General features: G+C 69.4%; 12 protein-coding genes and 1 pseudogene. 5 read left to right on the top strand and 8 right to left on the bottom strand.

Annotation, left to right across the window (positions count from 1 at the left end; genetic code table 11):
- Positions 1-288: 288 nt before the first annotated feature.
- Positions 289-1,079: pseudogene (locus ACIQVT_RS00845) on the top strand (transposase); the annotation flags it as partial.
- Positions 1,080-1,344: 265 nt separating this feature from the next.
- On the opposite strand, the gene ACIQVT_RS00840 reads toward ACIQVT_RS00845, so the two are convergent.
- Positions 1,345-1,752 carry a MerR family transcriptional regulator gene (locus ACIQVT_RS00840; RefSeq protein ID WP_403745633.1) on the bottom strand — a complete coding sequence of 136 codons (408 nt, stop codon included), beginning with the start codon at positions 1,750-1,752 and terminating at the stop codon, positions 1,345-1,347.
- A 403-nt stretch (positions 1,753-2,155) separates the two neighbouring features.
- Between ACIQVT_RS00840 and ACIQVT_RS00835 the strand changes: the two genes are divergently transcribed.
- Complete coding sequence (locus ACIQVT_RS00835; protein WP_403745631.1) at positions 2,156-3,661, top strand: SulP family inorganic anion transporter; 1,506 nt, start codon at positions 2,156-2,158, stop codon at positions 3,659-3,661.
- 79 nt (positions 3,662-3,740) lie between these two features.
- Here the strand turns inward: ACIQVT_RS00835 and ACIQVT_RS00830 are convergent, their stop codons facing one another.
- From ACIQVT_RS00830 to ACIQVT_RS00805, 6 genes are all read right to left on the bottom strand, one after another.
- On the bottom strand, positions 3,741-3,953 hold the full coding sequence (locus tag ACIQVT_RS00830; RefSeq protein ID WP_403745629.1) for a hypothetical protein: 213 nt from the start codon (positions 3,951-3,953) through the stop codon (positions 3,741-3,743).
- On the bottom strand, positions 3,950-4,234 hold the full coding sequence (locus tag ACIQVT_RS00825) for a hypothetical protein (RefSeq protein WP_403745628.1): 285 nt from the start codon (positions 4,232-4,234) through the stop codon (positions 3,950-3,952). The genes ACIQVT_RS00830 and ACIQVT_RS00825 overlap by 4 nt, the downstream gene beginning before the upstream one ends.
- Before the next feature lie 20 nt (positions 4,235-4,254).
- Entirely contained in the window at positions 4,255-4,629 is a 375-nt protein-coding gene (locus tag ACIQVT_RS00820; protein WP_403745627.1) for a hypothetical protein, read from the bottom strand.
- A gap of 718 nt (positions 4,630-5,347) precedes the next feature.
- Complete coding sequence (locus tag ACIQVT_RS00815; protein WP_403745626.1) at positions 5,348-6,979, bottom strand: MFS transporter; 1,632 nt, start codon at positions 6,977-6,979, stop codon at positions 5,348-5,350.
- Positions 6,980-7,073: 94 nt separating this feature from the next.
- Positions 7,074-8,096, bottom strand: coding sequence for an NAD(P)/FAD-dependent oxidoreductase (locus ACIQVT_RS00810; RefSeq protein WP_403747816.1), 1,023 nt, complete (start codon positions 8,094-8,096; stop codon positions 7,074-7,076).
- A gap of 213 nt (positions 8,097-8,309) precedes the next feature.
- Positions 8,310-9,125, bottom strand: coding sequence for an oxidoreductase (locus ACIQVT_RS00805; protein ID WP_403745624.1), 816 nt, complete (start codon positions 9,123-9,125; stop codon positions 8,310-8,312).
- A gap of 204 nt (positions 9,126-9,329) precedes the next feature.
- On the opposite strand from ACIQVT_RS00805, the gene ACIQVT_RS00800 reads away from it, so the two are divergent.
- From ACIQVT_RS00800 to ACIQVT_RS00790, 3 genes are all read left to right on the top strand, one after another.
- A complete protein-coding gene (locus tag ACIQVT_RS00800) occupies positions 9,330-9,953 on the top strand; it encodes a TetR/AcrR family transcriptional regulator (protein ID WP_403745622.1) in 624 nt (207 codons plus the stop codon).
- A gap of 215 nt (positions 9,954-10,168) precedes the next feature.
- Positions 10,169-10,372: a hypothetical protein gene (locus ACIQVT_RS00795; protein WP_403745620.1), complete on the top strand. Its 204-nt coding sequence runs from the start codon at positions 10,169-10,171 to the stop codon at positions 10,370-10,372.
- Between the two features lie 19 nt (positions 10,373-10,391).
- A complete protein-coding gene (locus ACIQVT_RS00790; protein ID WP_403745619.1) occupies positions 10,392-10,598 on the top strand; it encodes a hypothetical protein in 207 nt (68 codons plus the stop codon).
- A 396-nt stretch (positions 10,599-10,994) separates the two neighbouring features.
- Here the strand turns inward: ACIQVT_RS00790 and ACIQVT_RS00785 are convergent, their stop codons facing one another.
- Positions 10,995-11,522: a hypothetical protein gene (locus ACIQVT_RS00785; RefSeq protein WP_403745617.1), complete on the bottom strand. Its 528-nt coding sequence runs from the start codon at positions 11,520-11,522 to the stop codon at positions 10,995-10,997.
- Positions 11,523-11,623 lie beyond the last annotated feature (101 nt).

The following is an 11,623-nucleotide window of genomic DNA, read 5'->3' as shown; positions in this document are numbered from 1 at the left end:
TCTGCCCCCCGTCCTCCGCAGGGAGGCCGGGGTCGGCTCACCGCACGGGGAAGCGGACGCCGAGCAGGCCCGCTCGTCGGGCCCGAGCTGGTAGGGGAAGTCGGCGTCGACGTCGCCCGCGACGCCTCCGGCCGATGGCGGCATCCCGCGCGGTGGCACCGTGCCCACCCGGACCTTTCCCCCGCTGATGTCCCCCACCTGCCGCCGGCCCACTGACGCAGGCAGCCCCAGCGGTACATCCATCCGTCGGGCCTCTCCCGCCTCACTGCATTGTGACCGGCGCCGTACCGGATGCGCTCGGACCGGGTCCTACGCCGGGCTGTTCCACCCCGCCAGCCCCACACGATGGGCCGTCCACCGCGGCACGGAGGCGAATTCGTCTTCGGGCAGCCCGACACCTGGGGCGTCCCGGACACCGTGCCTGTCACCGACGCACGTCTTCACGGCACCGTCAGGGCCCGCTCCTGGGACCGGCTGCACCCCAGACTCACCCACCGCTCCTCCTGGGCCAGCGCCGACGGCACCCTCCCGGTCGTCGAGGGCACGTTGATCCGCCTGGACATCGGCCACCTGCCCAGCGGCGCAACACCGGAGCCGGTCTGGCTGTGGTGGTCGGGCACCGACGCCACTGCGGCAGACGCCGACCGTCTCTGGCGGGCATACCTGCGACGCTTCGACATCGAGCACACCTTCCGCCTGTTCAAGCAGACCCTCGGCTGGACCTGCCCAACGATCCGCACGCCCGAGGTCGCCGACCGCTGGACGTGATCCTCGCCGCCTACACCCAACTGCGTCTGGCTCGCCCACTCGCAGCCGACCGGCGCCGTCCCTGGGAGCAACCCAGCCCTCCGAACAGGCTCACTCCCGCCCGCGTCCGCCGGGACTTCCGGCACATCCGCCCACAGGCCGCCTGTCCGGCCAGAGCACCGAAACCCACCCTCCCGGGCCCCGGCCGGCCACCAGGTCGGAAAAACACTCGTCCCGCACCCCGCCACGACGTGCACACACCCAAGAAATCACAGCCAGCAAAACGACCGAAGAAGAAGACAACCATCTCGAAGCCTCGCCACACAGGTTAAAGATCAAGCTAGGCGCCGTCCCCGACTCAGAAGCGCGACTGCGCTCAACGATCGTCAAGCTGAAAGAGACATCGCGAACGAATTGAGGAACTCGCCCGCCTGCGCGAGGACGTTCCCGCCCTCGTTCGAGCGCTCAGCCAACTCACCGCCGAGAACGAGGCACTGCGCGAACAACTGCAACTACCGACACCGACCGTCGTTCCCCTCCGCCCAGGCCGGGACGCCTGAGTCGTACAAGCCGTCCGGCTCCAGCCGACATGCGGAGTCAGAGGTTAAGCACCGGTTGTTCCAGGCGTACGGCAAGGGTGGCGGCGAAGTCCTCAGCGCGTTCAAGCTGGACCCGCAGCTTCTCCACCTGCTCGCCGGCGGCCTGCTGGTAGGTCCGTACGCGCTCCAGCAGCGCCTCCCGCTCGCCGACGTCGAGAGCATCGTCGCCGTCGAGGCGGTCGGTGGCGTCCAGGAGGTCGCGCATCTGGTCGAGGGTGAAGCCGAGCGGCTTCATGCGGCGGATGACCATGAGGCGGGCGACGTCGGTCTCGGTGTAGAGACGGAAGCCGCCCTGGGAGCGGGCGGAGGGGATGACCAGGCCGGTCTCCTCGTAGTGCCGGATGGTGCGCAGGGACAGCTCGGTCCGCGTGGCGACCTCGCCGATCTGCATGTGCTTGTCGTCCACGCCCGTGGTCCTGGCCCTTCTCATCCTGCCGGGGCCGCGTCCCGTGCGACCCCACCAACCTCTACTCTAACGTTAGGGTAGAGTTGCTGACGGCGGGGGCGGTCCGGCTGCCCCGCTACTGCCGTTCCGGGGCCAATGGCGCCCCCGGCGAAGATCCGATTCTTGCAGGAGAGAGCGTGCGCGAGACCATGACGCCGATCGCCGCCCCCTGCCCGCCGTGACCCTTCGCCCTCGGACGTGACCCACCCGGCCGGGCACCGCCCAGGCCCCCCGACTCGCGTCCCTCCACGACTTGCCGGCCCGCCTCGGGCCGCCCGCGGGATGCCGGCCGGTCTCCCGCGCCTCCTCCCGCACATCCCCGGCCTTCGCGCGGTGTGCCCGAGCACGACAGGTACCTGCTTCCTTGTCTTCTTCCGTTGTGTCCCCCGCCGCGCGACTGCGTGGCCTGCGCCCGGACTGGCTGAGCGACCCGAAGGTCTGGCGCACCGAGGTCCTGGCCGGCCTGGTCGTCGCCCTCGCGCTGATCCCTGAGGCGATCTCGTTCTCGATCATCGCCGGCGTCGACCCCGCGGTCGGCTTGTTCGCCTCGTTCACCATGGCCGTGGTCATCTCCATCGTCGGCGGCCGCCGCGCGATGATCTCCGCCGCCACCGGCGCCGTCGCCCTCGTGATCGCCCCGCTGAACCGTGAGCACGGCTTCGGCTACCTCGTCGCCGCGGTCATCCTGGCCGGCGTCATCCAGGTCGCGCTCGGCGCCCTCGGCGTCGCCAAGCTGATGCGGTTCGTGCCGCGCTCGGTGATGGTCGGCTTCGTCAACGCCCTCGCCATCCTGATCTTCATGGCCCAGGTCCCCGAGATGCATGACGTCCCCTGGGCGGTGTACCCGCTGATCATCGGCGGCCTCGCGCTGATGGTGTTCTTCCCGAAGGTCACCACCGTGATCCCGGCCCCGCTGGTCTCCATCGTCATCCTGACCGTCATCACCGTCGCCGCCGCGATCGCCGTGCCCACCGTCGGCGACAAGGGCGCTCTGCCCTCCTCCCTGCCGGTGCCCGGACTGCCCGATGTGCCGTTCACGATGGACACCCTGACCACCATCGCGCCGTACGCGTTCGCGATGGCCCTGGTCGGCCTCATGGAGTCCCTGATGACGGCCAAGCTCGTCGACGAGATCACCGACACCCACTCCTCCAAGACCCGCGAGTCCATCGGCCAGGGCGTCGCCAACATCGTGACCGGGTTCTTCGGCGGCATGGGCGGTTGCGCCATGATCGGCCAGACCATGATCAACGTGAAGGTGTCCGGAGCCCGCACCCGCCTGTCGACCTTCCTCGCGGGCGCGTTCCTGATGGTGCTGTGCATCGTCTTCGGCCCGGTCGTCTCCGACATCCCCATGGCCGCGCTCGTCGCCGTCATGGTCATGGTGTCCTTCGCAACGTTCGACTGGCACTCCATCGCCCCCAAGACCCTCAAGCGCATACCGGCCGGTGAGATCGCCGTCATGGTCATCACCGTGATCTGCGTGGTCGCCACCGACAACCTCGCCATCGGCGTCGTCGTCGGCTCCGTCACCGCGATGGTCATCTTCGCCAAGCGCGTCGCCCACCTCGCCACCGTCACCACCGTCACCGACCCCGACGGCAGCACGGTGGTGTATTCCGTGACCGGCGAGCTGTTCTTCGCCTCCTCCAATGACCTCGTCGGCCAGTTCAACTACACAGGCGACCCCGACAAGATCGTCATCGACCTGTCCGCCGCCCACATCTGGGACGCCTCCTCCGTCGCCGCCCTGGACGCCATCGAGACCAAGTACGCCCAACGCGGCAAGACAGTCGAGATCATCGGGCTGAACGACCTGAGCGCCGACCTCCACGGGAAGCTCACCGGCGAACTCGTCGGCAGCCACTGACCCCCGGCGACACCACACCCTCCGAGCAGAGGACCCCGGCCCCACGGGCGGGGATCTTCCCATCTCTTCCCGGCTTTGCTCAACACGCTGACTTGCCAAGGAAGAGGAAAGCGATCGGACACAGGTGGTCGTCGGTGGGGTCGTCGATCCCGGTGACGTGGAGCCCGTGGTGGGCGATGAACCCGCTGTCGGCGGCGTCGTCGGCGCAGGGCGTCCAGAGTTGTTCGACGGGGTGCATCGTGCCGTCGTCGCCCTCGCTGGTCTCGATCTCGTACAGGGCCTTGGCGGTCACGCGTTCACCTCCGCGACGGCGTCGGCCAGCAGCGCGGTGACGTCGGCGTCGTACGGGTCGGCGTGGCTCTCGTGGTCGCTGACGTCGAACGGCGCGCCCTTCGCGGTGAGCGTGAACCCGGGGATGACGGTGGCAGCCTTCCCGGCCAGATTCGTGTTGAGGCGGTCGGCGTCGCGGGAGGCGAGCCAGGTCTGGGTGTACGGGCCGAGGCGGAGCAGGGTGTAGCCGGTGTTGTCCTGCCGGCGGGCTTCGACGTGGACGGCGTAGTTCGCCGGCGGCATGCCGACGTCGTCAGGGAGGTTCAGGCCCGCTGCGGCATGGTGAGGACTGAGAAGGCCGGGTTCCAGACGCCGATGATCGCGTTCGTCTCGCAGCACAGCCAGCCCTTGCCGGTGTAGCCGAGCTGGTGGCCGTGGAGGTAGGCCGCGGCGTGCGGGGTGTCGGGGTGGACCAGGGTGACGGCGATGAGGTCGGGGCCGTGGTCGTCGCCCGGTCGGGTTTGGGCGCGTTCGATGAACGGGCCGATCCGGACGGCGATGTCCTGGCCTGCGCCAGGCGTCCAGAACTCCGTGTCGCGCAGGGCGGCGAGCAGCGCGCGGGACTGGTCGACGGCGGCCTGGTCCTCGGGGGTGAGGGCGCCGGGCGCGTGGCCGCAGCGGCGGAAGAGGCGCTTCATCGGGTGGCCTCCTGCTTGGTGGTGGGGTGGGCGGTGCCGTTGTCGGGTGTCTTGAGCACGCGCGGCAGATGGCGGTGAGGTGCTCGACTTCGACTTCGCGGCCGCGGTCGCGAAGTGCTCGGGCAAGGAGTTCGGTGAGGCCGCAGGCACGATGCTTGCCGCCGGTTCTCTCGCCTATTGCGAGCTGTTGCTTCCACCGTCAATCGAGCACGGTTCGTCTGCCGTCCCGGTTCCGGGTATCGCCGAGGTGAGCAAACAAAGGCCACGGGGTGATCTTGAAGGGCATCATGGAACCCCTCGGTAGGCTCGCGGCGCTAGCGCTGACCTGGGACGACTTCGCACACAGATGGACGCTGCGTGACGTCAGTGCGCCGGGACGCAAGGTACTGTTCCGTGCGCTGCCGAGACCGCGCATACCGCCGTCGTCACCGCCAGTACGGTGACGTCAAGGCATCGGGATAGGCGCAGGGCGGCGTCTGCGGTGACCGCCTCTGTCACCTCACGGCCCTTGGCCTCCGGGCCGCCCCGGAGGAGAGCCCCGGGGCGGCCCGGAGGCCGAGGACGGTGAGGTGTTCCGGCAGAGGATCCGCGTGGCTGTGGACCGTGGACCACGCCCGCGCCCTGCGCGTCTCGCGCCGCCGGGCTCCTGCCCGACGCGCCTGGTGGGCGATCCGGCGGAGGCGTTGCCCGTCGCTCCGGCGGGCGCGTCCCCGGCGATCTAGCGGGTGGACTCGGCGTGCTCCCTCACAGCCGCCGCCTCGCTCTCCGTCGTCCCGGCCCCCGGCTCGGCGCTCTGCTTCGCGAAGCCGCGCCGGCCCGGCAGGACCGCGAGGACGATCAGTGTTCCGGCGGCCATGATGATCCCGCCGATGAGGCTGGTCTGGGCAACGCCGTGGGCGAAGGCCTGGTGGACGGCGTCCACGGCGGCCTGGGCCTGCTGGGGCCCGACGGAGGGATCCTGCGCGACCCGCTCAGCGACGGCCAGGCCGGCGCCGACCGAGTCCTTGGCGGCCTCCATCGCCTCCGCCGGGAGCCGGTTGCCCACCAGGTCGGTCAGCTCGTCCCGGTAGGCCGTGCCCAGCAGCGAGCCCAGCACCGCGATGCCCAGCGCCCCGCCCAGCTCCAGCGCGGTGTCGTTGACACCGCCACCGACGCCCAGCTCGGACTCGGGGAAGGAGCCCATGATCGTGTCGGTCGCCGGGGAGATGGCCAGTCCGAGCGCGAGGCCCAGCATCATCAGCGGCACCAGGAAGTCCCCGTACGTCGACCCCTTGTCGATCTGGGTGAGCAGGAACATGCCCGCCGTGCCGACGGCCAGGCCGGTCACGACCATCACCTTCACCCCCAGCTTCGGGGTGAGCATCCCGGTCAGCGCGGACCCGAGGAACACCGCACCGCCCAGCGGCAGCAGCCGTACACCCGTGTCCAGGGCGCCGTAGCCGAGGACGAACTGCAGGAACTGCGTCGCGTAGTAGATCACGGCGAACATACCGAAGAAGAAGAACATCACCGCAAGCATCGAACCGCTGAAGGGCCGCACCGCGAACTTCCGGACGTCCAGCATCGGCTGCGGGTGCCGCAGCTCCCAGGCGACGAAAACGACCAGACCGACCCCGGCGACCACGGCGGCGGTGACGGGGCCGACGCCCCAGCCGGAGTGCGGGCCCTCGATGGCGGCGTAGATCAGGGAGCCGACGGTGACGATCGACAGCAGACCACCGACGTAGTCGATCCGGCCCATGCCCTCCGCCTTGGACGGCGGTACCAGGGCGAGCGCGCCGAACACGGCGAGGAGGGCGATCGGCACGTTGATCAGGAAGGTCGAGCCCCAGGCGTGGTCCTCGAGCAGCCAGCCGGAGACCAGCGGGCCGACGGCTACCGCCACCCCGGAGGTCGCGGCCCAGGCGGTGATGGCCTTGGCCCGCTCGCTCCGGGGGAAGGTCGCGACCACCAGGGACAGCGTGGCCGGCATCACGACCGCGGCACCGACACCCATGATCGCGCGGGCCACGATGACCAGCGAGGTCTCGTCGACCATGCTCCCCATCACCGAACCGCCGGCGAAGATCAGCAGACCCAGCACCAGCGCGCCCCGCCGGCTGTACTTGTCGCCGATCGCGCCCAGCACCAGCATCAGCGCCGCGTACGGAACGGTGTAGCTGTCGACGACCCACTGCAGATCACTGCTGCTCAGGCCCAGGTCGGTAGTCATGTCGGGGGCGGCGACGATCAGCGACGTGTTCGCCATCACCGTGATCAGCAGGCTCAGGCACAGCACGAGCAGCGCCCACCAGCGCCGCGCGTAAGGCCCGGTCATTTTCTCCACGGGGGTGTCCGCTGGGAAGGGCATCAGTAGCTCCTGAGAGGGACGGGGCGGACGAGCGGAATCACTTGATTGCCCGTGAGGGGAACGGGCGACGGGCTGAGATCTCAGGGCTTCGAGATCATCCTGTGGTCCCGTGTGGGCTTGCCTCGGCGATCCCCTGGAGGGCCGCGTCGGTGTCCGCGGTGGCCAGCATCCTGTTGATGTAATCGCCGGCCAGTGCGCCGGCCGCTGCGGAGGCCCCGACCTGGGCGACCGGATCGGTGGCGTTGCCGGCCACCCACACACCCGGCACCTCGGTGGTGCCGGCCATGCCAGAGGCGAAACCGCGGCCCATGTTGTTCGGCAGGTCCTGCACCGGCAGGCCCAGACCTTCCAGGCCCCGGGTGCGGGCCTGCATCTGCGGGGCGACCGCGAGGACGCGGCGGGCCACGACCTGGCCGTCGGCCAGGCGCACCCCGGCGAGGGCACCGTCCTCGTCGTTGACGACCTCGGTGACCGGGGTGTCGATGATGCGGATGCCGCGGGCGGCGAAGCGGGCGCGGCTGTCCTCGTCCAGGTCGGTGCCGTGGGTGAAGTAGGTCAGGTCCTCGGTCAGCTGACGGAACAAAAACGCGTGGCCGATGGAGGACGGTCCGGTGGCGAGGATACCGATGGACTCGTCGCGCACCTCCCAGCCGTGGCAGTACGGGCAGTGCACCACACTGTGCCCCCAGTGCTCGGCGAGCCCGGGCACCTGTGGCAGCACATCCGTGAGGCCGGTGGCCACCAGGATGCGGCGGGCGGTGATGCTTCGGCCGTCGGCCAGGGTGACGGTGAACCGCAGGTCCCCGTCCGCCGACGGGGCGGCGGACTCGGCCGAGACCACCTCGCCGAACACGACGCGTCCACCGTACTGGCGCACCTGCTCCCGGCCCCGTCGAAGGATCTCGGACGGCGGGGTGCCGTCCAGGACGATGAAGCCGTGCATGGCCTCCGCGGGCGCGTTGCGCGGGGAGCCGCTGTCGATCACGACGACCGAGCGGCGGGAGCGGGCGAGGATCAGTGCACCGTTCAGCCCCGCGGCGCCCCCGCCGATCACCACCGCGTCGACGGTCCCCTCGACCAGTGCGTCGCTCGCGTACGGAGGATTTGCCACAGCCATGGTCTCCTGCCTTTCCTTGTCAGTCATGGTTCGGTCAACCCTTCGAGTTCTGGGTGGTCGGAGGAGGGTCTGCTGTTCATAGAGCCAGGATGTGGTCGGCGACCGTCTTGGGCTCTCGTGGAGAGTCCGGCCCCGAGAGAGATGCTCATGCTGGCTTCGGTGCCTCTGGTTCTGGACACATGCGACTCCTCAGGCGCCGGGTGTACTGCGAAGTCAGCCCGCCAGTCGGTTGAGCTTGCGCATCTGTCTGTCGAAGGCGCGCGAGGGCACGATCCGGCGCAGGACGCTGACCTGTTTGGCCATCGAGCCGGCGGTGTACCGGAGCCTGGGCTTGGAATCGGTGGAGGCCGCGACGATCATCTTCGCGACAACGTCCGGGTCGTCGGCGTTGCGCACGGCCGTGGCCGGCACGTCTCGGGAGACCTCCCGCTGTGCGGCGTAGATCGACAGAGGCGAGTCGGGTTCCATGCTGCTCGCCTCGAAACTCGTGCTTGTGCAGGCCGGCTCGACGAGCAGCATCCGGACGCCGTGCTCGCGAAGCTCGTGGTCGACGGACTCGGAGTAGCCCTCGACCGCATGCTTGGTGGCGGCATAGACGGCCATGAAGGGGGCTGGGATCAGACCGAGTACCGAGGAAACGTTGACCACGCGGCCTCTGCCCTGGGCGCGCATGTGGGGCAACACTGCGTTTGTCATCCGAATCACGCCGAAAACGTTGATGTCGAAGACCTCCATGGCCTGGTTGATCGAGCTCTCCTCGCTGGCGCCGACCGCGCCCACGCCTGCGTTGTTGACCAGGACGTCGATCCGGCCGAACCGCTCGATCACCTCCTCGACCAGGGAGCGGACCGACTCGTCGCCGGCCACGTCGAGATCGAGGAACGTCACCCCGGCGAGCGGCTCGGCGTTCGCCGCATTGCGGCTCGTGCCGACCACCGCAAAGCCGGCGCCCACCAGGGCGAGCGCTGCCGCCCGCCCGATCCCGGAGGAGGCGCCCGTCACGAGGGCCACAGGGGGAGCTGTCTGCATGGTGCTTCCTTCGGTTGTGGGCATGACTTCGTCGTGCGCTGCGCGGGGTCGCCTGTGCTCAGGTCGACACCGTCCGCACCGGCCCTGCAAGCCCAGACCAACCCTGTCTGGTGAGCTCAGATCGGTTATGTACTGAACAGTCAACAATCTAGGCAGTTCTGTACTGAGTTGTCAATTACGGCAGGTCGGCATTACCTTCTGTGTATGGCGAGACCACGAAGCTTCGACCGCGACCGCGTCCTACATGCCGCCGAGCGGCAGTTCCGCGCCGCGGGCTACAACGGCACGAGCGTCGACGACATCAGCGCCGCCACCGGCCTGGGCCGCGGCAGCCTCTACAGCGCGTTCGACGGCAAGCACGGCGTGCTGCTGGAGGCGATGACCGGCTACTTCGCCCGGCTGGCGCAGGGTCCGCGGAAGATGCTCGCCGGACCGGACGAGGGCGCCCTGAAACGACTGCACGCATACCTGCTCCGCGCCGTCCACGGGGTGCCACTCGCCCCCGACGTCCCCCCCGCCCCTGACCGGGCGGCGGCGGCCTGCTTCGCCGCCAAGATGGCCCTGGAAATCGGCGCCTCCGACCCCGAGGCGAAACGCCTGGCCAAGGAGTGCTTCTCCGTGGTCGCCACGGCGGTGGCCGAGTGCGTGCGAGCGGCCCAGCGCAACGGCGACATCGACCCCGACGCGGATCCCGACGACCTTGCCTACCTTCTGCTGACCATCATCCGCGGGACCGATGTCATAGGCGCGTACGGCCACAGTCCCGACCGCCTGACCTCCATTGCGGAGAGCGCGTTCGCCCTGCTGCCTCGCCCGCGCCACACCTGAGAAGGGCACGGCCAGCCTCGTTGCACAGGCATCTGATGCTGTCGGCCCACTTCGACGCCGCGGAGACACGGCCCGTAGGTCTACGCGCCGCCGTAACCTCGTGTGCTGGTGCGTGCTGTGGTGTTCCGGGGGTATGCCGGGTGGGCACTGCTCGGTGCTTCGGACGTGAGGCGGTTCCATGGATGCTGCTGCCCAAAATGAGGGCCAGGACCCGCTTGCCGATCAGGGCCGGTGCCGCGTTCGAGGGCAGTGCGGAGATCGCCGAGGCCCGCGCCATGGCCCGCGACTTTCTCACCTCGGTGCACGTCGTGCACGGGCTGCCGGTGTCGGCGCGGGCGATGGGCATGGTGCAGATGGTCGTGAGCGAGCTGGTTACCAACGCCCGCAAGTACGCGCCCGGCCCGTGCCGCTGCACCTGAAGATCGTCGAGGGCGCGGCGTGATCCCGCTGCCGCCGCACCGTACGAAGAGCCCCGGCGTGCTCGGCGCCACCCCCGAGCAGCCCATCGGGCCGTTCGGCCGCTGGCCCGATTCGCGCGAGGACGACGACCAGGACGAGACCGACGACCAGGACGAGACCGACGAGGAAGATCCGGCTCCCACAGTTGCCGGCGAGCTATTTGTCACCTGGTTCGCCGCTCATTAACGGCACCCCACCCGGCGCTCCCTGGAGGACCGGCTCAGCCCCCGTGCGTCCGTAGCAGGATGGGGAAGCGGTCAACGTCGAGACCGCCCCAGGCGTCAGGTGACGCTGGTAGGGAGGCTCCGGACGGGGCTGCGCTGGGTGCTGTTGTCGGTGCGCCGGTCCAGCTCGGTGCGGAGTTCGTGGATGACCTGTGCATAGACACCGACGCGCTAAGGGGCGGCCGAGCGGACACCGGATGGCGTACGCCTGGCATCCGGTACCGGCAGGGGCGTGCGCGGGGCATGGCCATCACACATTGGGGCAAACTGGGACCCCGGCCCGATTCCGGCGGGCCGGGGCTCCACAGTACGGGGTCGGCCGCGGACTAGTCCTCGTCAGTACGGGGTCGGCCGCGGACTAGTCCTCGTCGTGGTGGCGCTTGATCACCCGGAAGCTGGCCACCACACCCTTGTCGATGTCGATGCCTTCGATGTGTCCGGGGCGTACGCCGTCGCTGGAGCTGTGGGGTCCGACAGTGGCGATGGGGGCGCCGTTGTCGCAGACGGCTCCGCGGAAGACCTCGACGGTCTTGCGGCTGTCGTTGCGGACGTTCAGGCTCTTCGCGCCGAGGCCGCTGACCACGGTGATGCAGTCGCCGGGGTGGGTGGAGTACGACCGCTCGTTGATCTGGATACGGCCCTCGTCCTCTCCCCGGTGCCCGTTGCCGCCGTTGTTCTCGTGGTCCTCGTTGCCCTCGTTGCCCTTGCTGTTGTTGCCTTCATCGCCCTTGCTGTTGTTGTTCTGTCCGTTGCTGCCACCGTGGGGTGCGGCGGTGACCGGGGCCTGCTGGGGTGCGGAGGCGGCCGAGGCGTAGGTGATGCCCGTCGCGGCCAGGGCGGCGGCGGCCGAAACGGCGGCGGTGATCACCGTGGAGCGAAGCTGCATGTCGCGATCTCCTGTCTCAGAGATGCCGGCCTGTCAGCCGGCTCGTGGATGAACGTATCCACAGCTCGCATGACAGGCATGTCGGAAACTTAGGTATAAGG

Origin of the sequence: Streptomyces sp. NPDC100445 (assembly GCF_044759735.1) — a bacterium.
In the GTDB taxonomy this organism is placed as follows: domain Bacteria; phylum Actinomycetota; class Actinomycetes; order Streptomycetales; family Streptomycetaceae; genus Streptomyces.
Note: the sequence above shows the minus strand (reverse complement) of the source record. Positions and strands in the feature narration are given on the sequence as shown.